The organism is Streptomyces cinerochromogenes (assembly GCF_014648635.1).
Lineage (GTDB): Bacteria > Actinomycetota > Actinomycetes > Streptomycetales > Streptomycetaceae > Streptomyces > Streptomyces cinerochromogenes.
On the sequence record NZ_BMRM01000017.1, the window covers coordinates 77,641 to 100,143 of the forward strand.

A 22,503-nucleotide genomic window follows, 5' to 3' on the forward strand; every position below is an offset into this window, starting at 1 on the left:
GGCTGCGGTGTCTTCAGTGGATCCGGCTGAGCGGAAGCGCGACTGCCGGGACAGAGCAGAGCAGAGCAGTCGAAGCGCTTCGAAGTTGCTGCGAGGTTAAGTGAACACGTGGGGGCGCACAAGGGTCGTTCCCAAGATTCCTCCGTTCCCCGACAGGCTCGGACGGAGTCGGCCGGGCCTTGTGACGGTGGTGGAAAGTCGGCCGTCTTTCGGCCCGACACCTTGACACCCCGACGCCGGTCAACCGAGCATCGAAGCGCTTCGAATGAGCCATCTCGCTCCATGCGCAAGGGGAACCGCCCGTGACCGTTGACTCGCCGTCCACACCGCCTTTCCGCGATCCGCACCTGCCGTTCGCGAAGCGCATCGACGATCTGCTGGCGCGCCTCACCCTGGACGAGAAGATCTCCTTCCTGCACCAGTTCGCGCCCGCCGTGGAGCGGCTCGGCATCGCCGCCTGGCGCACCGGACAGGAGGCCCTGCACGGCGTGGCCTGGATGGGCCCGGCGACGGTGTTCCCGCAGGCGGTCGGTCTCGGCGCGACCTGGAACCCGGAGCTGGTGCGCCGGATCGGCGAGGCGGTCTCCAAGGAGGCGCGGGCGATGCGCGCCCGGGACGACCGGGTCGGCCTCAACGTCTGGTCCCCGACGGTGAACCTGCTGCGCCACCCCCTGTGGGGCCGCAACGAGGAGGGCTACGCGGAGGACCCGAAGCTGACCTCGGCCATCGCCACGGCGTACACGCGGGGCCTGCGCGGCGACCACCCGGTGTACTGGCGCACCGCGCCCGTGCTGAAGCACTGGCTGGCGCACAACAACGAGACGGACCGGGCCACCTCCTCGGCCTCCGTACGCCCCCGGGTGCTGCACGAATACGACCTGCGCGCCTTCCGGGAGACCGTCGAGGCGGGGGCGGTGGCGGGGGTGATGCCCGCCTACAACCTGGTCAACGGCCGCCCCAACCACGTCTCCCCGTACCTGCGCGAGCAGTTGCGCACCTGGACCGACGAGGAGCTCCTGGTCTGCTCGGACGCGGGCGCGCCCTCCAACCTGGTCGACGCCGAGCACTACTTCGACACCCACGAGGAGGCCACCGCGGCGGCGCTGCTGGCCGGCGTGGACAGCTTCACGGACCACGGCACGGACTCCTCGCCGATCACCGCGCGGGTCAGGGGGGCGGTGGAGCAGGGCCTGCTGACCGAGGCGGACATCGACACCGCCGTGCGCCGCCAGCTCTCGGTCCGCTTCCGGCTCGGTGAGTTCGACCCGCACTACGACCCGCACGCGGGCACCGGCGAGTTCGACACCCCGGCCCACCGGGAGCTCGCGCGGGAGGCCGCCGAGCAGGCGATCGTGCTGCTGAAGAACGACGACGACCTGCTGCCCCTCGCCCCGGGCACCCGGATCGCGGTCGTCGGGCCGCTCGCCGACGAGTGCAAGCTCGACTGGTACAGCGGCACCCTCATCCATCGCTCGACCCCCCTGGAGGGCCTGTACGAGCGGTTCGGCGCGGAGCACGTGGAGTTCGCCGAGGGCGTGGACCGGGTCCGGCTGCGGACGGCGGCCGGCGCGTTCCTGTCCGTGCCGCCGGCCGAGGCCCCGGACCGGGCCCGTGCCGCCGAGGGCGCGCTGGACCCCGCGCTGCTGTCCGGACGCACCGACCTGCCGCCGCTGACCACGGACGCGACCGGCACCGAGTTCGCGCTGGCCGACTGGGGCGAGGGGGTGCTGACGCTGCGCGCCCCCGACGGCCGCTATCTCTCGGTCGCCGAGGACGGGTACCTGCGTGCCTCCGCCGACCAGCCCGGCGGCTGGGTCGTCCAGGAGACGTTCCGTCTGGAACCGCACCGCGGGGGTCACCTCCTCGAGCACCTGGGCACGGGCCGTCATGTGCGGGTCGCCGCCGACGGCGTGAAGGTTGCCGACACGGGCGACGTCTTCGAGGTGGTCACGGTCGAGCGGGGCGAGGAGGCCGTGGCCCGGGCGGCGGCCGGGGCCGACGTCGTCGTGGTGGTGGCGGGCAACGACCCGCACATCAACGGCCGCGAGACCGAGGACCGTACGACCCTGCTGCTGCCGGAGCACCAGCGGCGGCTGCTGCACGCGGCCCGGGCCGCCAACCCGCGCACCGTGCTGGTACTGGTGTCGGCGTACCCGTACGCGGTGGACACGGTCCGGCTGCCGGCCGCGCTCTGGACCGCGCACGGCGGCCAGGCGGCGGGCACGGCCCTGGCCCGGGTGCTGGCCGGCGACGTCTCCCCCGCCGGCCGCCTCCCCCAGACCTGGTACGCCTCCGACGCCGACCTGCCCGACCTGCTGGACTACGACGTGATCGGCAGCCGCCAGACCTATCTCTACTTCGACGGCACCCCGCTCTTCCCCTTCGGTCACGGCCTGTCGTACGCGTCGTTCGCGTACGCCGGCCCGGCGGCCCGGGTGGAGGCGGACTCGGTGCTGGTGAGCTGCACGGTCACCAACACCGGGGACCGGACGGCGGACGAGGTGGTGCAGCTGTACGGCCGGGCGGTGGAGCCCTCGGCGGCCCGCCCGCGCCGCGAGCTGCTGGACCACCGCCGGATCACCCTCGCGCCCGGCGAGACGGCCGCCGTCTCCTTCGAGGTCCCGCTGTCGGCGCTGGAGTTCTGGGACGTGCGGCAGGGCGGCTGGCACCTGGAGGGGGGACCGTACGAACTCCTGCTGGGCGCGTCCAGCGCGGACGTGCGGCTGCGGACGACCGTGCACCTGGACGGCCCGCCGCCGGCGCCGCGCAGGGCACGGGAGCGCGGCCTGGCCGGTGCCGGCTTCGACGAGCAGTCCGGCATCGCGATCGTGGACCGGACGAAGGCGGCGGGCGACGCGGTGACCCCGGCCCACGGCGGGACGGCCGAACTGGTCTACCGTGCCTGCGACTTCGGCGCGGGCGTGAGCGAGGTGTCGGCCGATCTGGCGGGCGAGGGCACCCTGGAACTCTCCCTGGACGGCGGCCCGGTCCTCGCCACCCTCACGCCGGACACCCCCACGGCCGGCCCGTACTCCTACACCAGGGTGACCGCCGCCCTGGTCGCCGAGGGCGTCCACGACGTCCGCCTCGCGCTGCGCGGCCCCCTGCGGCTGGCGCACGTCGGCTTCTCCGGTTGAGGGTCCGGAGAAGCCCGGCACCGGGAAGGGACCCGGCACCGGAAGGCAGCGGCTCCGTCACCGCTGGCGAACCACGATGATCACGACGGATCCGTTGTCGAAGCGGTGATCGAACCGGTGATCGAAGCGATGGTCAAACCGGTCGTCAAACCGGTGGTCGAAGCGGTGGTCGAAGCGGTGGTCGAAGCGGTGGTCGAAGCGGTGGTCGGAGCAGCGCCAGTCGTGAGCGCCCCAGCACCAGTCGTCGGTGACCTGGGTGGGCGCGGCAGGGGCAGCCGCCGAGGCCGTGCCCGCTGCACCGATCGCGGCGCCGCCGGCCATCAGCAGGCCGGCCGCCGCGGACACCGCGAAGAGGCGCCTCGCGCGTGTTGCTCGCATGACGGCCCTCCTTCTTCCTCTGGGGTGCGGCCCCAGTGTGGGTACGTCCGCGGAGCCCTTCCGGATTGCCTCAGCGAGAGCGAGAGGGAACGGCGAACGGCCGCAGCCCCCGCACAGTGGGCTGCGGCCGTTCTGTTCCCGACCTGTCCGTGGCAGGTCAGAGCGCGAGGCCGGTCAGGACCAGCACGCGCTCGTAGGTGTAGTCCTCCATCGCGAACCGCACGCCCTCGCGGCCCACACCGGACTGCTTGGCACCGCCGTACGGCATCTGGTCGGCGCGGTAGGACGGGACGTCGCCGATCACCACACCGCCGACCTCCAGGGCGCGGTGGGCACGGAAGGCGACCTGCAGGTCGTGGGTGAACACGCCCGCCTGGAGGCCGTACTTGGAGTCGTTGACCGCGGCGAACGCCTCGGCCTCGCCGTCCACCTTCTGCACGGTGAGGACCGGCCCGAAGACCTCCTCGCAGGCCAGGGTGGTGCCCGCCGGCACGTCGGCGAGCACGGTCGGCGCGTAGGAGGCACCGTCCCGGTCGCCGCCGGTGAGCAGGGTGGCGCCGGCCTCGACGGCCTCCTTCACCCAGGACTCGACGCGCTTGGCGGCGTCCTCGCTGACCAGCGGGCCGACGTCGGTCTTGTCGTCGGACGGGTCACCGGTGACCTGCGCCTCGACGGCGGCGACGATGCGCGGCAGCAGCCGGTCGTACACGGACGCGTCGGCGATGACGCGCTGCACCGAGATGCAGGACTGGCCGCCCTGGTAGTTGGAGAAGGTCGCGATGCGGGTCGCGGCCCAGTCCAGGTCGGCGTCGGAGGCGAAGTCGCCGAGGACGACCGCGGCGCCGTTGCCGCCCAGCTCCAGGGTGCAGTGCTTGCGCGGCACCGAGTCCATGATCGCGTAGCCGACCTTCTCGGAACCGGTGAAGGAGATGACCGGCAGACGCTCGTCCTGGACGAGGGCGGGCATCTTGTCGTTCGGCACCGGGAGGATGCTCCACGACCCGGCCGGCAGGTCGGTCTCGGCGAGCAGCTCGCCGAGGATCAGACCGGACAGCGGGGTGGCGGGGGCCGGCTTCAGGATGATCGGGGCGCCGGCGGCGATCGCCGGGGCGACCTTGTGCGCGCACAGGTTCAGCGGGAAGTTGAAGGGCGCGATGCCGAGCACGACACCCTTCGGGAAGCGGCGGGTCAGCCCGAGCCGGCCCTGGCCGCCGGCGTCGGTGTCGAGGCGCTGGGCCTCGCCGCCGTTGAACCGGCGGGCCTCCTCGGCGGCGAACCGGAACACGGAGACCGCGCGGCCGACCTCGCCCCGGGCCCACTTGATCGGCTTGCCGTTCTCGGCGGAGATCAGCCGGGCGATCTCCTCGGTGCGCTCCGCCAGCCGCTTGCTGACGTGGTCGAGCGCGGCGGCACGCACGTGCGCCGGGGTGCCGGCGAACTCGTCGCGGACGGCGTACGCGGCGGCCACGGCCTCCTCGACCTGGGCGTCGTCCGGCACGCTGACCTTGCCGACGAGCCGGCCGTCCCACGGGGAGGTGACGTCGAAGGTGTCCTCGCCGGTGACCTGGCGGCCGGCGAGCCAGAAGGCATGGGTGGAAGTCATGTACGAGTCCCGGCCCTTCCGCGTTGGAGGTGTACTGCTTGGCTTGCGTGCTCCACGGTAGGGCGGGGCGGACCGGGGGTCGTTTATCCGAGTCGTAGCAGTTTCGGTGGGGGGCACTACGGATTGGCGAGATGGGCCGCCCGCGTCGGTCACTCGGCCGACGTCGCCTTCAGGGCGAGCCACAGCTCCATCCGGACGTCGGGGTCGTCCAGGCTCCGTCCGAGGATCTCCTCGACCCGGCGCATCCGGTACCGCAGGGTGTGCCGGTGCACGCCCAGGTCGGCCGCGGCGGCGTCCCACTGGCCGTGCCGGGACAGCCACGCCCGCAGCGAGGCGACGAGGTCACCGCGTCCCGTGGCGTCGTGCTCGTGCAGCGCCCGCAGGAGCCCGTCGGCGAAGGCCTTCACCGCGTCGTCGGCCAGCAGCGGCAGGACCGACCCGGCGGCCAGCTGCTCGTGCTCCACGAACACCCGCCCCCGCCGCCGCGCCACCGACAGCGCCTGCTCGGCCTGCTTGTACGCCGCCGACGCCGCGATCGGCCCCGCGGGCGCCGACAGGCCGACGACCAGTTCGCCCTCGTCCGCCCGCCCCTGCTCGCTCGCCGTCCGCCCCGCGCTCGCCGTCCGCCCCGCCTCCAGCGCCGCCGCGTACGCGGAGCACGCGGAGACCGCGGCGCCCTCGTCGGCGGCCAGCACCACCAGCCGCTCGCCCTCCGGCACGACCAGCACGGCCTCCCCGGCCCGCGCCGCCGCGGACTCCATGCTCTCCGCGAGTTCGCCCAGCGCCTCGCCCGCCGCGCCGGACCCGGACTCGGACTCGGCGACGATCATCCGGAACGGGGCGTCCAGCAGCCCGCCGTACAGGTCCCCGGCGACCGCCCGGGCGTGGTCGGGCTCCCCGGCGAGGAGCATGCGCAGCACCGCCGCGCCGACGCGCTGCTCGGCCGCGTGCAGGGAGCGGGAGCGTTCGGTGGTGAGGGTGAGCAGGGCGATGGCGGAGTGGACGGCGTACCGTTCGGCGGTGCCGAGCGCGGCGGCCGTCCCCACGGCGAGCGCGGCCCGCGGGCGGCGGCCGGTGCCTAGGCTGTGCAGCTCCACCCGGTCCTCGTGGTCCGGGCCGCCGACGACGGAGGAGGCGGGGGCGGGCCGCTCCCGCAGCCGCTCCACCTCGGCGGTGAGCCGGGCGGCACGGCGGCCGGCCCACTCCGGCGCGGCGGCGACGACGGCGCCCGAGGCGTCGTACAGCGCGGCCCAGCCGTCGACCTGGGCGGCGAGCGCGCCGAGCACCCCCTCCGGGCCGGTGTTCAGCGCCTGCTTCGTCAGCTCGCGCTGGGCGGCGAAGCCCGCCGTGACCGCCCGGTACTGGTCGGCGGCGATGGCGGCGGAGACGGCCTTGCTGATGGCGAGGAAGGGGGTGCGGCGGGGCACCTCCAGCAACGGCAGCCCCTCCTCGGCGCAGGCGTCGACGAGAGCCTTCGGGATCTCCTCGTAATTGACCCCCACGGCGAACCCGAGCCCGACCACGCCGGCGCCGGCCAGCCGCCGCACGTACCGCCGCATGGCCTCCGGATCCTCCGCGTCCAGCTTGAGCGCGGTGATCAGCAGCAGCTCGCCGCCCTCCATGTACGGCACGGGATCGGCCAGCTCACTGACGTGCGCCCAGCGGACGGGCACGTCCAGGCGGTCCTCGCCCGCGCGCACGGTCAGCTTCAGCGCGGAGTGGTGGACGAGCGAGGCGAGAGTCGGGGGCATGGGGCCTTCACGGTGAGGGAGATCCGGCGATCGCGGTGATCTTTTGGCCGCCGTGTATGAACGGCCTACCCCGATTCTGCCTCACCGTACGACCCCACGCTGGCCCCTCACCCCCGCAGATCCACCAGCAACGGCGGCGCGTGCTCCCCCTGCACGGTGGTCAACGACAACACGGCATGCCCCGGCGGCACCCCATGAGCCAACTCGGAAGCCGACCAACGCTCCCGCTCGACCTGGCGGACGGTGACGGCCTCCGTGGTCACCGCCTTCCCGGTGACCAGCTTGCGCAGGGCATGGATCGCGCGGGTCATCGGCTGGTCCGCGAAGACCGTGTGCCGGGCCACGTCCCGGGTCTCCACCCACTGCGTGCCCCAGGCCTCCGCGAACCGGCTGCCGTCCCAGGTGGTCACGCCGGAGAAGGCCATGCGACAGCCCACGGCCGCGTACAGAGGCCCGTGCAGCGCCTCGGGGACGTCACCGACGGTGCGCAGGGCGAGCACCACACCCGCGTTACGGGAGCGCAGGCGTTGAATGCGTCGGACCGACTCCGCTGTCACGGCACTGGTGGCGTCGTCCAGGACGAGACAGACGAAGTGGGTCCGTTCGCCCGCCGTGGCCACGGCGGTGAACTGGGCGAGCAGAAGGCGGGTGATCAGCCGGGACGCCTCGTCGTGGCCGCGGTCGGGTAGGTCGATCCGGACGCGCAGCGGATGGTGGGCGACGGCGCGCAGCGAGAACGGCCGGGCCTGCCCCTGGTCCGCGCCGAAGAACTCGGCGAACGCCGGCCGGTCCAGCGCGGCCAGGCGGTCGGCCAGAACCGGGCCTGGATCGCCCGCACTGCCCGACTGCCGGGCGCGCGCGTCCAGCTCGCGGCGCATCACGGTGTGCTCCTCCCCCGCCAGCGCAGCGCGCAGCGCGGACAGGGCCGAGGGCTCGCCTTCCAGCAGCTCCCTGAGCTGGGGCAGGGTCGGGAAGCGTCCGAACGCGGCCCGGTACGGCCCGAGGAGCTGGGCCAGCGCGGTGGCGGCCCGCTGTCCGCTGATCGTGTCCAGATCGCCGGCCAGCCCCTCCGCGAGGAAGGCCGCCACCTCGTCCGGGTCCTCGGAGTCCGCATAGGGGTCCAGGTCGTACACGGACGCAGGGTCTCCGAGCCTCACGACGACGTCGTACGAGGAGTCAGGGCCCAGGGGCGTCCCGGCCGCGCAGACGGTGACGACCGCGCACTGCCCGGCGAGGGCCTGCAGGCCGAGCGACTCGACGACGGGCCGGATGAGGTGAGCCGTCTTGCCGGACCCGGAGGGCCCCACGGCCAGCAGCGAGGTGCCGAGGGTGTCGGGTCCGAGCGCCGCACCGGCTCCGGCGTAGGCCGGCGGCGTGCGGTCGCCGGCGGCCCACTGGCCGATGCGTACCTCCCGGGCCAGCAGGTCGTGCCGGGCGGACCGGCCCGGCAGGTCGCGGGCGCCGGAAGGGTGGGTCCAGGCGGCAGCGCCCTCGCGGAGCACCGTCTCGGTGAAGGAGGAGAGTCGCACACGGCCCTGGGCCACGGTCCACATGTGACCGACCCGCGCACAGTCCACATCGTTCATCCGTCCGGCGCACAGCTCGGCGGTGAGCAGGTCAGCGGCCTGGTGCTGGCCTGCGTCCCGCAGCTGAGGCCAGTGCGACGGCCGCCGGTCGACGGCCGGCTCGACGACCTGGACCGGCTTGGCCCGCCCGCGCGCGGCGATCGCCTCCTTGACGAAGGGCAGCCAGCCCCCGATCCGGGCGAACGGCCACAGCACCAGCAGCGTGATGAGCGCGTACAGCCCGTCCGTGAGCAGCTCCGACCCGAACACCGCGTAGTCGCCGGTGACCAGAACGATGAGGGAGAACAGTGGATCCTGCACGGGCAGGGCGTCCCAGCCGAGGCCGAAGGCGCCGGGGAAGACGAAGGCCAGAGCCACGAGTGCGCCCAGAGCGGCGATCAGGGCGCGAGCGGGCTGTGCGCGGCGAGTGACGACATGCCGAATGATGTCGGGCCAGCTGCCGAGGCGCGCCATGGCGAAGACGAGGATCGCGAAGACCACACCGTCGGCGACCGTGATGGCCTCTACGCCCTGGTAGCCCTTCGGTGACGTCGTTCCCGCCCACCACCAGTCGTCCGGGGTGAGCAGCTGCAGGACGGCCCACTGGTAGGGCACGCTGCCGTGCCGCCACAGCGACCACAGAAGGAGCCCCACCACCAGCGGGACGACGAAGCCGACGATCGTGACGGGAGCCAGGCGCTCCCCGCCCGGCGGGACCTTGGCCGGGCGGTAGCCGAAGCGCCAGATACCGGGCTGGACGGCCGGGCGCGGCTCGTCCACCCAGTCGGCGACGGGCGAGCGGGGAGGCGGGGGGGCGTACGGGGGGTGGGCGGCCGGGGGCTGGACGGCCGAGCCCGGCAGGTCAGGGGCCCGCGTCGGCATCGGCGGCACCCCCACCCCCTCCGTCGAAGCCATGGGCCGTGGTACAGGGTTCGGGTGCGTGCCGCGTGGGTCCCGCGTGCTGTCGCTGTTCATCGAGCCTGCCCCCTGACCAGCGAGTCCGTCCGCCGTTCCGTCCGTCATCAGCGAGTCAATCTAACGCCCCGGGAAGGGGAGTTCACCGCTTACATGCCCGGAAGCGGCAGGGGGCGCCCGGGTGGGCTATGTCCACGGCGGACAACGGGAGCCGTCGACAACGCCCACATGGAGCATGCCCACCCCCCAGAAGCGGTCTTAGCCTGCGAGAAAAGAAGGTATGCGTCCGAAAACGCACCGCCCGGAACACCCCGGGACCGCCCGGTACGCAAGATCATCAGGGAGCCCCCATGACCGCACTTCCGCAGGAGCGCCGCGTCGTCACCGCCATCCCCGGCCCGAAGTCGCAGGAGCTTCAGGCCCGCCGTACCGCCGCGGTCGCACAGGGCGTGGGCTCCGTGCTGCCCGTGTTCACCACGCGCGCGGGCGGCGGCATCATCGAGGACGTCGACGGCAACCGGCTCATCGACTTCGGTTCCGGTATCGCCGTGACCTCCGTCGGCGCCTCCGCCGAGGCCGTCGTCCGGCGGGCGAGCGCCCAGCTCGCCGACTTCACCCACACCTGTTTCATGGTCACCCCGTACGAGGGCTACGTGGAGGTCGCGGAGGCGCTGGCCGAGCTGACCCCGGGTGACCACGCCAAGAAGTCCGCGCTGTTCAACTCCGGCGCCGAGGCCGTCGAGAACGCCGTCAAGATCGCGCGTGCGTACACCAAGCGGCAGGCCGTGGTGGTCTTCGACCACGGGTACCACGGGCGGACCAACCTGACCATGGCGCTCACCGCCAAGAACATGCCGTACAAGCACGGCTTCGGGCCGTTCGCCCCCGAGGTGTACCGCGTGCCGGTGGCGTACGGCTACCGCTGGCCGACCGGCCCGGAGAACGCCGGCCCCGAGGCCGCCGCGCAGGCCATCGACCAGATCACCAAGCAGGTCGGCCCGGACAACGTCGCCGCGATCATCATCGAGCCGGTCCTCGGCGAGGGCGGCTTCATCGAGCCCGCCAAGGGCTTCCTGCCGGCGATCCGCCAGTTCGCCGCCGACAACGGCATCGTCTTCGTCGCCGACGAGATCCAGTCCGGTTTCTGCCGGACCGGGCAGTGGTTCGCCTGCGAGGACGAGGGCATCGTCCCGGACCTCATCACCACCGCCAAGGGCATCGCCGGCGGTCTGCCGCTCGCCGCCGTCACCGGGCGCGCCGAGATCATGGACGCCGCGCACGCCGGTGGGCTGGGTGGTACCTACGGCGGCAACCCCGTCGCCTGCGCGGGTGCGCTCGGTGCCATCGAGACCATGAAGGAGCAGGACCTCAACGGCAAGGCCAAGCGCATCGAGGAGGTCATGAAGGGCCGCCTCGCCGCGATGGCCGAGAAGTTCGACATCATCGGTGACGTGCGCGGGCGCGGCGCGATGATCGCCATCGAGCTGGTCAAGGACCGGGCCACCAAGCAGCCGAACCCCGAGGCCACCGCCGCGCTCGCCAAGGCCTGCCACGCCGAGGGCCTGCTGGTCCTGACCTGCGGCACCTACGGCAACGTGCTCCGCTTCCTGCCCCCGCTGGTGATCGGCGAGGACCTGCTGAACGAGGGCCTCGACATCATCGAGCAGGCGTTCGCGCGCATCTGAGCGGGTCCTCTCCCGGAGGAGGGACGCCTGCGGCAGGCCGTGTGAAGAAGGTGTGCGGGGTGGATGACGGGAGCGGGTTCCGTCTGCCCAAGCGCCCCGGCCTGCCGTAGGTTCTCTCCAGATGAGAGATACACCCGTCCACAGGGGACTGCGGACGGACACCGGGCCGAGGCCTCCCCAGCTTCGACCTGGTCGTGCCCTCGCGCACACAACCGGCGCCTGACGGCTCCGGGATCTCCTCACCGATCGGACGGTCGCCGCCCCAAACCCCCCGGGGCGCGCGACGTTCCGGTCCGGACGGCCGCCTCGGAACCACCCCCCCTGTTCCGGGGCGGCCGACCTCCTTCCCGCCGGCTCTCTGCCAAGCTGGGCCCATGCTGCTCCTGGTCCTCCCGGCGGTCGTCCTGGCCCTCGTCACCTGGCAGGTCCTCGTCGACGGGCCGCTGCTCCGGCTGGACGCGGACGCCAGCCGGGCCCTCGTCCACCCGGACCGCCTCTCCCAGCTCCTCTCCGATCTCGGCAACGTCCAGGTGGCGCTCCCCGTGCTCGCCGCGGCCCTCGGTTACGCGGCCTGGCGGGGCCGGAGTGCCGGTACCGGGCGGTGGTGGCTGCCGCCGCTCGCCGCGGCCGCGGTGATGGCACTGGTCCCGGCGGTCGTCGTACCGCTGAAGGAGTGGACGGCCCGGCCGGGGACACCGGTGGTGCCCCCGGGGACCGGCTACTTCCCGTCCGGTCACACGGCGACGGCGGCGGTCGCGTACGGCTCGGCGACCCTGCTCCTGCTGCCCTGGCTGCGCTCCCCCGCCGCCCGCCGCGCCCTGGTCGCCGGGTGCCTGGCCCTCGTCCTCGGGGTGTCGTACGGCCTGGTCCGCCACGGCTGGCACTGGCCGCTGGACGTGGCGGCCGGCTGGTGCCTGGGCACGGTGCTGCTGGCCGCCCTGTCCCGCGTGCCGGGTCTCAGCCGAAGTAGCGGTCGAAGTTCTGCTGGAACTCCCCGTTCGCGTACCGGTCCCAGTTCACCGACCACGTCATCAGTCCGCGCAGCGCGGGCCAGGTCCCGTGCGGGGCGTACGAGCCGCAGTTCGTCCTCTTCGTCAGGCAGTCCAGGGTCTTGGTGACCTCGGCCGGGGAGACGTAGCCGTTGCCCGCGTTCGTCGACGCCGGCATGCCGATCGCGACCTGGTCGGGGCGCAGCGGCGGGAAGACGTTGCCCGGGTCGCCGGCCACCGGGAAGCCGGTGAGCAGCATGTCGGTCATGGCGATGTGGAAGTCGGCGCCGCCCATGGAGTGGTACTGGTTGTCCAGGCCCATGATGGGACCCGAGTTGTAGTCCTGGACGTGCAGCAGGGTCAGGTCGTCGCGCAGGGCGTGGATGACCGGGAGGTAGGCGCCGCAGCGCGGGTCCTGGCCGCCCCACTTGCCGGTGCCGTAGTACTGGTAGCCGTTCTGCACGAAGAAGGTCTCCGGCGCCATCGTCAGCACGAAGGCCGCGCCGTACCTGGCCTTCAGGGTCTTCAGCGCCGAGATGAGGTTCACGATCACAGGGGTGGTCGGGTTCCTGAAGTCCGTGTCGTCGGCGTTCAGGGACAGCGAGTGGCCCTCGAAGTCGATGTCGAGGCCGTCGAGGCCGTAGGTGTCGATGATCCTGGAGACCGAGGAGACGAAGGCGTCCCGGGCGGCCGTCGTGGTGAGCTGGACCTGGCCGTTCTGGCCGCCGATGGAGATCAGCACCTTCTTTCCGGCGGCCTGCTTGGCCTTGATCGCCGCCTTGAACTCGGCGTCGCTCTCCACGTTCGGGCATTCGGTGACCGGGCAGCGGTTGAAGCGGATGTCCCCGGACGTGGCCGAGGTGGGCTCGCCGAAGGCCAGGTCGATCACGTCCCAGCTGTCGGGGACGTCGGCGAGCCGGGTGTAGCCGGCGCCGTTGGCGAAGCTCGCGTGCAGGTAGCCGACGAGGGCGTGGGCGGGCAGGTCGGACGAGCCGCCGCCACCGCCGCCGGGGCTGGTCGTGGCGGTCACGACGGCGGACCTCGCGGACTCGCCGGCGTCGTTCACGGCCGTGACCTGGAAGCTGTACGCCGTCGAGGCCGCGAGGCCGGAGACGGTCGCCGAGGTGCCGGTCACCGTCTGGACCCTGGTGCCGTCGCGGTAGACCGCGTAGCCGGTCGCGCCGGTCACCGCGGACCAGGACAGGCCGACGGAGGACGCGGTCACGGTGGTGGTCCTCAGGCCGGCCGGCGCGGCGGGCGGCTGCCCGGTGCCGCTGCCGCCGGGGCCCGTGAGGGTGAGGTCGTCGGCGAAGTAGGCGCCGGTGCCGTACCAGCCGTGCGTGTAGATCGTGACCTTGGTGGTGGTCGCCCCGGTGCGGAAGGTGGTGCTCAGCTGCTGCCAGTCGGGGGCGGACTGGGTCCAGGCGGAGACGTCGGTGGTGCCGGTGCCGCTCGCGCCGAGGTAGACGTAGGAGCCGCGGACGTAACCGGACAGGGTGTACTGCGCGTTCGGCTGGACGGTCACCGTCTGGGAGCACTGGGCGTTGTCGCCGCCGGCCGGGGTGGCCTGGAGCGCGGAACGCCCGCTGTGCACGGGTGAGGTGACGGTCGTACCGGCCGTGCAGGTCCAGCCGGTCAGGCCGGACTCGAAGCCGCCGTTGACCGCGACGTCCGCGTCGGCCGCACGGGCGGCCGACGAGAGCGCGGTGATGCCGGGCACGGCCAGCAGGGCGGCCGTGAGCGCGGTGAGCGCGGTGAGGACGGGTCTGGGACGTCGGGCGCGGTCCACAAGGGCCTCCGGGATCGGGGGAGTTGGAGGGGCGGAGCGCACACAACTTGGTCCAGACCAATCCTGTTGTCAAGGTGTCGGGCCGCTACCCGTCCTCGTCCGGTCGCCTGGCCGGCCCGGCCGCGGCCTCGTGCATCGCCAGTTCCAGCAGCGCCGGATCGGTCAGCGTCCCCGAGCCGTCCGGCGGCACCAGCCAGCGCACCCCGCGGGTCGCCCGGCCGGGATACGGCACGACGATCCAGGTGCCGGCCCCGGCGGTACGGACCCCGGTGCCGAGCCAGCGGGCCGCGGTGCCCGGGGGCACGAGGAAGCCGACCCGGTTGTCGCCGGAGCCGACGAGCACCGGACCGGGCTGGTCGAGGATGCGGGTGAGCACGTCCAGGGTCGGATAGCCGAGGTGCCCCGGCAGGATCAGGACGTCCCACGCCTTGCCGGCGGGCAGCAGGGCGACCCCCAGGGGGTCGCGTTCCCACTCCCGGCGGCAGGCCTCGGGATCCGGTGCGACGGATGCCAGCCATTCGACCGCCGTCTTCGCCCCAGTCATGGAAAGACCTCCCTTTCTCTCGTGGACGCGGTCGCGTCACAAGGGAGAGGGAGGTCCTCCGGGGGCATTACGCGGGTTCGCCCGACTCGTCGGGGTGAACCGGCTCACCACGGCGGGCGGGGACACCCGCGGCCGGGCCGGCCGCGTCAGCTGTCGAAGCCCAGCCCCAGTCTGTCCATCGCCCGCAGCCACAGGTTGCGGCGGCCGCCGTGGGCATCCGCGCGGGCCAGGGACCACTTGGTGAGGGCGATGCCGGTCCAGGCGAACGGCTCCGGCGGGAACGGCAGCGGCTTCTTGCGGACCATCTCCAGCTCGGTCCGCTCGGTGCGTTCCCCGTCCAGCAGGTCCAGCATCACGTCCGCGCCGAACCGGGTCGCGCCGACACCGAGGCCGGTGTAGCCCGCCGCGTAGGCCACCCGGCCCTGGTGGGCGGTGCCGAAGAACGCCGAGAAGCGGGAGCAGGTGTCGATCGCGCCGCCCCAGGCGTGGGTGAAGCGGACGCCCTCCAGCTGCGGGAAGCACGTGAAGAAGTGACCCGCGAGCTTGGCGTAGGTCTCGGGCCGGTCGTCGTACTCGGCGCGGACCCGGCCGCCGTAGGGGTAGATCGCGTCGTATCCGCCCCACAGGACGCGGTTGTCGGCGGACAGCCGGAAGTAGTGGAACTGGTTGGCCGAGTCGCCGAGGCCCTGCCGGTTCTTCCAGCCGATCTCCGCCAGCTGGTCGGCGGTCAGCGGCTCGGTCATCAGCGCGTAGTCGTAGACCGGGACGGTGTACGACCGCACGCGGCGCAGCAGGCTCGGGAAGATGTTCGTGCCGAGCGCGACCCTGCGCGCGCGGACGGTGCCGTACGGGGTGCGTACGGCCATCCCGGCGCCGTAACTCTTCAGGGTGAGGGCGGGAGTGTGCTCGTACACCCGCACCCCGAGCGCCAGGCAGGCCTTCTTCAGGCCCCAGGCCAGCTTGGCGGGGTGCAGCATGGCCACGCCCCGGCGGTCCCACAGGCCCGCCTCGAAGGTGGGCGAGTTCACCTGTTCGCGCACGGCGTCGGCGTCCAGGAACTCGACGCCGTCCGCGAGGCCCTTCTCCTCCAGTCGGCGGTGCCAGTCGCGCAGCTCCCAGGCCTGGTAGGTCTCGGTCGCGACGTCGATCTCGCCGGTGCGCTCGAAGTCGCAGTCGATGCCGTGCCGGGCGACCGCCGCCTCGATCTCGTCGAGGTTGCGCCGGCCGAGCTCCTCCAGCTTGTGGATCTCGCCCGGCCAGCGGGACAGGCCGTTGGGCAGGCCGTGCGTCAGGGAGGCGGCACAGAAGCCGCCGTTGCGGCCGGAGGCGGCCCAGCCCACCTCGCGGCCCTCCAGCAGGACCACATCGCGCTGCGGGTCGCGCTCCTTGGCGTTGAGCGCGGTCCACAGCCCGCTGTAGCCGCCGCCGACGACGAGCAGGTCGCAGGTCTCGGCGGCGGTCAGCGCGGGCTCGGCGGGCGGCTTGCCGGGGTCTTCCAGCCAGTACGGGACCGGCTGGGCTTCGGAGAGAGAGGCGATCCAGGTGTCTGTGCCACGGCTCATGGCGCTTGGGGCCATGATTTCAACTCCCTACAGAGGCTGCGTGAAGGCCTATGCCTTGTGCTTGTTCCGGCGATTTCCGACGACCATCGACGTCAGCACGAAGAAGACGGCGACGAGGAACATCGCCGTACCGATGACGTTGATCTGCACGGGCGTTCCGCGCTGCGCCGAACCCCACACGAACATGGGGAACGTGACGGTCGAACCGGCGTTGAAATTGGTGATGATGAAATCGTCGAAGGAGAGCGCGAACGACAGCAGCGCGCCCGCGGCGATTCCGGGTGCCGCGATGGGCAGGGTGACCCGCAGGAAGGTCTGCACGGGACCGGCGTACAGGTCCCGGGCGGCCTCCTCCAGTCGCGGGTCCATCGACATCACGCGCGCCTTGACCGCGGTGACGACGAAACTCAGGCAGAACATGATGTGGGCGATCAGGATCGTCCAGAAGCCGAGCTGCGCGCCCATGTTGAGGAACAGGGTGAGCAGCGAGGCGGCCATGACGACCTCCGGCATCGCCATCGGCAGGAAGATCAGCGAGTTCACGGCGCCGCGGGCGCGGAAGCGGTAGCGGACCAGCGCGAAGGAGATCATCGTGCCGAGGATCGTCGCGCCGACCGTGGCCCACACGGCGATCTGGAGGCTGATGGACAGCGAGCCGCACATGTCGGCGACACCGCACGGGTCCTTCCAGGCGGCGGTGGAGAACTGCTGCCATTCGTAGTTGAAGCGCCCCTTCGGTTGGTTGAAGGAGAACACCGTGACGACGATGTTGGGCAGCAGGAGATAGGCGAGTGTGAGCAGTCCGGCGATGACGACGAGACGGCGCTTGAGCCAGTTGACGAAGGGCATTTAGACCAGATCCTCCGTCCCGGACCGGCGGATGTAGAACGTGACCATGGCCAGGATCGCGGCCATGAGGATGAAGGAGAGGGCCGCGGCCGTCGGATAGTCCAGAATGCGCAGGAACTGCGTCTGGATGACATTGCCGATCATGCGGGTGTCGGTGGAGCCGAGGAGTTCGGCGTTGACGTAGTCACCGGCCGCCGGGATGAAGGTCAGCAGCGTCCCGGAGACCACGCCCGGCATGGACAGCGGGAAGGTGACCTTGCGGAAGGTGGTCCACGGCCTGGCGTACAGGTCGCCGGCGGCCTCGTGCAGCCGGCCGTCGATCCGCTCCAGCGAGGTGTACAGGGGCAGGATCATGAACGGCAGGAAGTTGTACGTCAGACCGCACACCACCGCGAGCGGGGTGGCGAGGACGCGGTCGCCGGCCGTCCAGCCGAGCCAGTCGGTGAGGTCCAGGACGTGCAGCGAGTTCAGGGTGTGCACGACCACGCCGTTGTCCGCGAGGATCGTCTTCCAGGCCAGGGTGCGGATCAGGAAGCTGGTGAAGAACGGCGCGATCACCAGGATCATGATCAGGTTCTTCCAGCGGCCCGCGCGGAAGGCGATCAGGTAGGCCAGCGGGTAGCCGAGCAGCAGGCACAGCACGGTCGCGGCGGCGGCGTAGAAGACGGACCGCAGGAACTGCGGCCAGTACTCGGCCAGCGCGTCCCAGTAGGTGGCGAAGTGCCAGGTGACCTTGTAGCCCTCCTCCAGGGAGCCCTGCTGCACGGAGGTGGAGGCCTGGTAGACCATCGGCAGCGCGAAGAAGACGATCAGCCAGAGGATGCCGGGCAGCAGCAGCCAGTACGGGGTGAACCGGCCACGCCTGCGCGGGGGCTTCTTCTCGGGTGCCGCGGGTGCGAGGGGCGGGGGCGCCTCGGTGAGCGTGGACATCAGGCGGCGACCTCTTCCTCGGTGCCCGCGTCGATGCGCTGCGCCGCGTCCAGGCCGAAGGTGTGCGCCGGACTCCAGTGCAGGACGACGTCGGCGCCGGGGACGAGCCGGCCGTCGCGCTCGACGTTCTGCACGTACACCGCCAGTCCGTCGCAGACGGGGCTGTCGATGACGTACTGCGTGGAGACGCCGATGAAACTGGCGTCGGCGATCTTGCCGGTGAGGCGGTTGCGGCCTTCCGGGATCCGGCCCGCGTCGTCGGCGTGCGTGAGCGAGATCTTCTCCGGGCGGATGCCGACCAGCACCCTGCCGCCGGCCGTCGTCGGGGCGGAACATCGCGCCTGGGGCAGCACCAGCTTGCCGCCGGCCGCCTTGAGCACGATGTCGTCGCCGTTCTTGGTGTCGACCTCGGCCTCGATGAGGTTGGAGGTGCCGAGGAAGTTGGCGACGAACGTGCTCTGCGGGTTCTCGTACAGGTCCGCGGGCGAGCCGAGCTGCTCGACCCGGCCGCCGTTCATCACGGCGACCGTGTCGGCCATGGTCATGGCCTCCTCCTGGTCGTGCGTGACGTGGACGAAGGTGATGCCGACCTCGGTCTGGATGCGCTTCAGCTCCAGCTGCATCTGGCGGCGCAGCTTGAGGTCGAGAGCGCCGAGCGGCTCGTCGAGCAGGAGCACCCTGGGGTGGTTGATCAGCGCGCGGGCCACGGCGACCCGCTGCTGCTGGCCGCCGGAGAGCTGGTGCGGCCTCTTGCGCGCCTGCTCGCCCAGCTGGACCAGTTCCAGCATGTCCTCGACCTGCTTCTTGACGCTCTTGATGCCGCGCCGGCGCAGGCCGAAGGCGACGTTCTCGAAGATGTCCAGGTGGGGGAAGAGGGCGTAGGACTGGAAGACCGTGTTGACCGGCCGTTTGTACGGCGGCAGGTTCGTGACGTCCTGGTCGCCGAGCCGGACCGTGCCGGTCGTGGGCTCCTCCAGGCCGGCGATCATGCGCAGGGTGGTGGTCTTGCCGCAGCCGGAGGCGCCGAGCAGGGCGAAGAAGGAGCCCTCGGGCACGGTCAGGTCCAGGGGGTGCACGGCGGTGAAGGAGCCGTAGGTCTTGGAGATGCCGGAGAGGCGGACGTCGCCGCTGTTGTCTGGTGTCGTCTTCATCGTCGTCACGCCCCTGTGAGCTTCGCGAACTTCTCTTCGTAGGCCGTCTCTTCCTTCTGGCTCAGGGAGCGGAAGGCATGGGACTTCGCCTGCATGGCCTTGTCGGGGACGATCAGCGGGTTGTCCGCGGCGTCCTTGTCGATCTTCGCAAGGTACGGCTTCACACCGTCGACCGGCGTCACGTAGTTGATGTAGGCGGCGAGCGCGGCGGCCTGCTCGGGTTCGTAGAAGAAGTCGATGAGCCGCTCGGCGTTCGTCTTGTGCCGGGCCCTGTTCGGGACGCACATGTTGTCGGTCGACGTCACATAGCCGCTGTCCGGGATGACGAAGTCGACGTCCGGGCTGTCCGCCTTGAGCTGGACCACGTCACCGGCCCAGGCGATGCAGGCCGCGAAGTCCCCCTTGGTCAGGTCGGAGGTGTAGTCGTTGCCGGTGAAGCGGCGGATCTGGCCCTTGTCGACGGCCTTCTGGAGGCGGGCGATCGCGGCGTCGAAGTCGTCGTCGGTGAAACGCGCCGGGTCCTTGCCCATGTCGAGCAGGGTCATGCCGACGGAGTCCCGCATCTCCGACAGGAAACCGACGCGCCCCTTCAGCCGGGGGTTGTCGAGCAGGTCGGAGACCGACTTCACCTCGATGCCGTCGAGGGCCTTCTTGTTGTAGGCGATCACCGTCGAGATGCCCTGCCAGGGGTACGAGTACGCCCGCCCCGGGTCCCAGTCGGGGTTGCGGAACTGGGGCGAGAGGTTCGTGTACGCGTGCGGGAGGTGGGACGGGTCCAGTTTCTGCACCCAGCCCAGGCGGATCAGCCGGGCGGCCAGCCAGTCGGTCAGGACGATGATGTCCCGGCCGGTGTCCTGGCCCGCGGCGAGCTGCGGCTTGATCTTGCCGAAGAACTCGTTGTTGTCGTTGATGTCCTCGGTGTAGTTGACCGTGATCCCGGTCCGCCTGCGGAACGTCTCCAGGGTGGGGTGGTGCTTGCCGCTGTCGTCGACGTCGATGTACTCGGTCCAGTTGGAGAAGTTCACGACCTTCTCCCGCGCCGAGTGGTCCTGGGCGGAGGTGCCGCCCTGGGTCTTGCCCGCCGCGGGGATCCCGCAGCCGCTCAGCGCGCCGAGGCCGCCGGCCGCGAGCGCGCCGCCGGCGGAGGCCCGCAGCAGCGACCGGCGGGTCAGGGCGGCCCTGCCCCGCAGGAGGCTGCGCCGCACGGCGGCCACTTGGGGCGGGGTGAGGCGTTCGGGCTCGTACTGCTCCATGCGCGTGGTGCCCTTTCGGGAGGGATCGGCCTGGTCGACGGCCTGGTCGGTCTCTAGCGGTCCCCGAAGATCGTGCGGTGCCAGTCCTTCCTGGCCACCGCCGTGTTGTCGAACATTACGTGCTTGACCTGCGTGTATTCCTCGAAGGAGTACGCCGACATGTCCTTGCCGAAGCCGGAGGCCTTGTAGCCGCCGTGCGGCATCTCGCTGATGATCGGGATGTGGTCGTTGACCCAGACGCAGCCCGCCTTGATCTCGCGGGTGGCGCGGTTCGCGCGGTAGACGTTGCTGCTCCACGCGGAGGCGGCGAGTCCGTACGGGGTGTCGTTGGCCAGCCCGATTCCCTCATCATCGCTGTCGAACGGAAGCGCCACCAGCACCGGGCCGAAGATCTCCGACTGGACGATCTCGCTGTCCTGGGCCGCGTCGGCGACCAGGGTGGGCCGGTAGAAGGCGCCGTCCTTCAGCTCGCCCTGGGGGGCCTCGCCGCCGGTCACCACGCGCGCGTAGCCCCGCGCGCGGTCCACGAATGCGGCGACCCGGTCGCGCTGGGCGTGCGAGATCAGCGGGCCGAGGTCGGTGCCGGGCGCGAAGGGGTCGCCCAGCCGGACGGTCTCCATCAGCGCGGCGGTCCGCTCCACGAACGCCTCGTACAGGGGGCGCTGCACGTACGCGCGCGTGGCGGCCGTGCAGTCCTGCCCGGTGTTGATGAGGGCGCCCGCGACCGCGCCGTGCACGGCGGCCTCCAGGTCGGCGTCGTCGAAGACGACGAAGGGCGCCTTGCCGCCCAGCTCCAGGTGCAGCCGCTTGACGGTGGCGGTGGCGATCTCGGCGACGCGCTTGCCGACGGCGGTGGACCCGGTGAACGAGGTCATGGCGACGTCCGGGTGCCCGACCAGGCGCTCGCCCGCCTCCCTCCCGGTCCCGGTGACGATGTTGATCACACCGTCCGGGATGCCCGCGTCCGTGGCGGCCTGGGCGAACAGCAGCGAGGTCAGCGGGGTCAGCTCGGCGGGCTTCAGCACGATCGTGTTGCCCGCGGCGATCGCCGGGAGGATCTTCCAGGCGGCCATCTGGAGGGGATAGTTCCAGGGCGCGATGGACCCGACGACGCCGATGGGTTCCCGCCGGACGTACGACGTGTGGTCACCGGAGTACTCACCGGCGGACTGCCCCTGCAGATGCCGGGCCGCGCCCGCGAAGAAGGCGGTGTTGTCGATCGTGCCCGGCACGTCGAACTCGCGGGCGAGCTTGAGCGGCTTGCCGCACTGGAGGGACTCCGCGCGGGCGAGGTCCTCGGCGCGGTCGGCGAGCACGGCGGCGAACCGGTGCAGGGCGTCCGAGCGCTCGCCCGGCGTGGCGGCCGCCCAGGCCGGGAAGGCGGCGCGCGCGGCGGCGACGGCCGCGTCGACGTCGTCGGTGCCGGCCAGCTCGTACGTGTACACCTCCGCACCGGTCGCGGGGTCGACCACGGCGTGGTGACGGCCCGAGGTGCCCTGGGCGGGACGGCCCGCGATGAACTGCGCGCCGTCCGCGAAGCGGTCCTGTGCGGGGAATCGGTCCGGGGTGGCGGTGCCCGGGTTGTGCATGTCGCTCTCCTCCGCCGTGCGCCCGTCCCAGGGGGCGGGTGGCGTAGCTCCAGCTCGATTTGAGTGCCGATCCTGACAGAGCCATAGGACTCCAACAAGTGATTCCGTTGTTGCCTTTTGGTTACGCGACGGAATCTGTCGACCAGGTGTCGAGTCGGGGCCGAAAAGGGCGGACGGAGTGTCAGTGGTGCGTGCCACACTCGCGTGCATGGGGAAGATCGACGGGGTGGACGCCCTGATCAGGGAGGTCCGGGCGGGGTCCCGGATCAGGTATCTGCACTTCTGGGGGCACCGGCCGCGGCCGGACGGCCGGGTCGGCGCGAGCTGCCTGAGCCAGTGGTGGCCGGCCCCGTTCACGGTGGACGGGGTGGAGTACGCGACGGCCGAGCACTGGATGATGGCGGGCAAGGCCCGCCTGTTCGGGGACGCGGAGGCGGAGCGCCAGGTGCTGGCCGCGGAGCATCCGGCGGCGGCGAAGAAGGCGGGCCGGCTGGTCCGGGACTTCGACGAGACGGTGTGGGAGCGGGAGCGCTACCGGCTGGTGGTCGAGGGCAGTGTGCACAAGTTCGCCGCCCATGACGACCTCGGCCTGTTCCTGCTGAACACCGGGGACCGGGTGCTGGTGGAGGCGAGCCCGCTGGACCGGATATGGGGCATCGGCCTCGCCGCGAACGACGAGGCGGCCTCCGACCCGGAGCGCTGGAGGGGGCTGAACCTGCTGGGCTTCGCCCTGATGGAGGCCCGGGAGCGGCTGGCGGGCGCGGGGGCGTAGCCCTGCGGGGGCGGGCTCCGCAGGGGGCCTGGGCTCGTCAG

At 71.9% G+C, this 22,503-nt stretch carries 15 protein-coding genes and 1 pseudogene; 4 read left to right on the top strand and 12 right to left on the bottom strand.

Translation table 11 applies throughout. The annotated features are described in order from the left end of the window. The first annotated feature begins 302 nt into the window (after window positions 1–302). Window positions 303–3,137, top strand: coding sequence for a glycoside hydrolase family 3 C-terminal domain-containing protein (locus IEZ20_RS29125; protein ID WP_189304159.1), 2,835 nt, complete (start codon window positions 303–305; stop codon window positions 3,135–3,137). Between the two features lie 57 nt (window positions 3,138–3,194). Here the strand turns inward: IEZ20_RS29125 and IEZ20_RS29130 are convergent, their stop codons facing one another. The 4 genes from IEZ20_RS29130 to IEZ20_RS29145 form a co-directional block, all read right to left on the bottom strand. Beyond that, a complete protein-coding gene (locus tag IEZ20_RS29130; protein WP_189304160.1) occupies window positions 3,195–3,515 on the bottom strand; it encodes a hypothetical protein in 321 nt (106 codons plus the stop codon). Window positions 3,516–3,672: 157 nt separating this feature from the next. Beyond that, complete coding sequence (locus IEZ20_RS29135) at window positions 3,673–5,118, bottom strand: aldehyde dehydrogenase family protein (protein ID WP_189304161.1); 1,446 nt, start codon at window positions 5,116–5,118, stop codon at window positions 3,673–3,675. Window positions 5,119–5,267: 149 nt separating this feature from the next. Next, on the bottom strand, window positions 5,268–6,869 hold the full coding sequence (locus tag IEZ20_RS29140) for a PucR family transcriptional regulator (RefSeq protein ID WP_189304162.1): 1,602 nt from the start codon (window positions 6,867–6,869) through the stop codon (window positions 5,268–5,270). A 107-nt stretch (window positions 6,870–6,976) separates the two neighbouring features. Further along, on the bottom strand, window positions 6,977–9,409 hold the full coding sequence (locus IEZ20_RS29145) for a type IV secretory system conjugative DNA transfer family protein (RefSeq protein WP_189304163.1): 2,433 nt from the start codon (window positions 9,407–9,409) through the stop codon (window positions 6,977–6,979). Between the two features lie 290 nt (window positions 9,410–9,699). Between IEZ20_RS29145 and gabT the strand changes: the two genes are divergently transcribed. Beyond that, entirely contained in the window at window positions 9,700–11,034 is a 1,335-nt protein-coding gene (gene gabT / locus IEZ20_RS29150; RefSeq protein ID WP_189304164.1) for a 4-aminobutyrate--2-oxoglutarate transaminase, read from the top strand. Between the two features lie 121 nt (window positions 11,035–11,155). Next, window positions 11,156–12,029: pseudogene (locus IEZ20_RS40770) on the top strand (phosphatase PAP2 family protein); the annotation flags it as partial. On the opposite strand, the gene IEZ20_RS29160 reads toward IEZ20_RS40770, so the two are convergent. From IEZ20_RS29160 to IEZ20_RS29195, 8 genes are all read right to left on the bottom strand, one after another. Continuing rightward, the gene (locus IEZ20_RS29160; protein ID WP_189304166.1) at window positions 11,992–13,812 is read right to left on the bottom strand and encodes a chitinase; all 1,821 of its coding nucleotides are present in this window, start codon (window positions 13,810–13,812) and stop codon (window positions 11,992–11,994) included. The pseudogene IEZ20_RS40770 and the gene IEZ20_RS29160 overlap by 38 nt on opposite strands. An 85-nt stretch (window positions 13,813–13,897) precedes the next feature. Next, the gene (locus IEZ20_RS29165) at window positions 13,898–14,356 is read right to left on the bottom strand and encodes a hypothetical protein (RefSeq protein ID WP_189304168.1); all 459 of its coding nucleotides are present in this window, start codon (window positions 14,354–14,356) and stop codon (window positions 13,898–13,900) included. 146 nt (window positions 14,357–14,502) lie between these two features. After that, window positions 14,503–15,933 carry an NAD(P)/FAD-dependent oxidoreductase gene (locus IEZ20_RS29170; protein ID WP_189304170.1) on the bottom strand — a complete coding sequence of 477 codons (1,431 nt, stop codon included), beginning with the start codon at window positions 15,931–15,933 and terminating at the stop codon, window positions 14,503–14,505. Between the two features lie 33 nt (window positions 15,934–15,966). Continuing rightward, window positions 15,967–16,767 (bottom strand): ABC transporter permease, encoded by an 801-nt coding sequence (locus IEZ20_RS29175; protein ID WP_189304172.1) that lies wholly within the window; start codon window positions 16,765–16,767, stop codon window positions 15,967–15,969. After that, window positions 16,768–17,697 (bottom strand): ABC transporter permease, encoded by a 930-nt coding sequence (locus IEZ20_RS29180; RefSeq protein WP_189304174.1) that lies wholly within the window; start codon window positions 17,695–17,697, stop codon window positions 16,768–16,770. Continuing rightward, entirely contained in the window at window positions 17,697–18,857 is a 1,161-nt protein-coding gene (locus IEZ20_RS29185) for an ABC transporter ATP-binding protein (protein WP_189304176.1), read from the bottom strand. The genes IEZ20_RS29180 and IEZ20_RS29185 overlap by 1 nt, the downstream gene beginning before the upstream one ends. Further along, window positions 18,854–20,101 carry a polyamine ABC transporter substrate-binding protein gene (locus tag IEZ20_RS29190; RefSeq protein ID WP_189304178.1) on the bottom strand — a complete coding sequence of 416 codons (1,248 nt, stop codon included), beginning with the start codon at window positions 20,099–20,101 and terminating at the stop codon, window positions 18,854–18,856. Before IEZ20_RS29190 ends, IEZ20_RS29185 begins: the two co-directional genes overlap by 4 nt. A gap of 53 nt (window positions 20,102–20,154) precedes the next feature. Then, window positions 20,155–21,690 (bottom strand): gamma-aminobutyraldehyde dehydrogenase, encoded by a 1,536-nt coding sequence (locus IEZ20_RS29195; protein ID WP_189304180.1) that lies wholly within the window; start codon window positions 21,688–21,690, stop codon window positions 20,155–20,157. A gap of 208 nt (window positions 21,691–21,898) precedes the next feature. Here IEZ20_RS29195 and ybiA point away from each other — a divergent pair, with 208 nt between their 5' ends. Next, entirely contained in the window at window positions 21,899–22,462 is a 564-nt protein-coding gene (gene ybiA, locus IEZ20_RS29200; protein ID WP_189304182.1) for a riboflavin biosynthesis intermediates N-glycosidase, read from the top strand. The last annotated feature ends 41 nt before the right edge of the window (window positions 22,463–22,503 follow it).

Bases quoted from the DNA above. Each gene is read 5' to 3' on its own strand.
- IEZ20_RS29140 (WP_189304162.1), bottom strand. From the start codon at position 6,869: ATGCCCCCGACTCTCGCCTCGCTCGTCCACCACTCCGCGCTGAAGCTG.
- IEZ20_RS29165 (WP_189304168.1), bottom strand. From the start codon at position 14,356: ATGACTGGGGCGAAGACGGCGGTCGAATGGCTGGCATCCGTCGCACCG.
- IEZ20_RS29145 (WP_189304163.1), bottom strand. From the start codon at position 9,409: ATGAACAGCGACAGCACGCGGGACCCACGCGGCACGCACCCGAACCCT.
- ybiA (WP_189304182.1), top strand. From the start codon at position 21,899: ATGGGGAAGATCGACGGGGTGGACGCCCTGATCAGGGAGGTCCGGGCG.
- IEZ20_RS29175 (WP_189304172.1), bottom strand. From the start codon at position 16,767: ATGCCCTTCGTCAACTGGCTCAAGCGCCGTCTCGTCGTCATCGCCGGA.
- IEZ20_RS29130 (WP_189304160.1), bottom strand. From the start codon at position 3,515: ATGCGAGCAACACGCGCGAGGCGCCTCTTCGCGGTGTCCGCGGCGGCC.
- IEZ20_RS29170 (WP_189304170.1), bottom strand. From the start codon at position 15,933: ATGGCCCCAAGCGCCATGAGCCGTGGCACAGACACCTGGATCGCCTCT.
- IEZ20_RS29195 (WP_189304180.1), bottom strand. From the start codon at position 21,690: ATGCACAACCCGGGCACCGCCACCCCGGACCGATTCCCCGCACAGGAC.
- gabT (WP_189304164.1), top strand. From the start codon at position 9,700: ATGACCGCACTTCCGCAGGAGCGCCGCGTCGTCACCGCCATCCCCGGC.
- IEZ20_RS29135 (WP_189304161.1), bottom strand. From the start codon at position 5,118: ATGACTTCCACCCATGCCTTCTGGCTCGCCGGCCGCCAGGTCACCGGC.
- IEZ20_RS29180 (WP_189304174.1), bottom strand. From the start codon at position 17,697: ATGTCCACGCTCACCGAGGCGCCCCCGCCCCTCGCACCCGCGGCACCC.
- IEZ20_RS29190 (WP_189304178.1), bottom strand. From the start codon at position 20,101: ATGGAGCAGTACGAGCCCGAACGCCTCACCCCGCCCCAAGTGGCCGCC.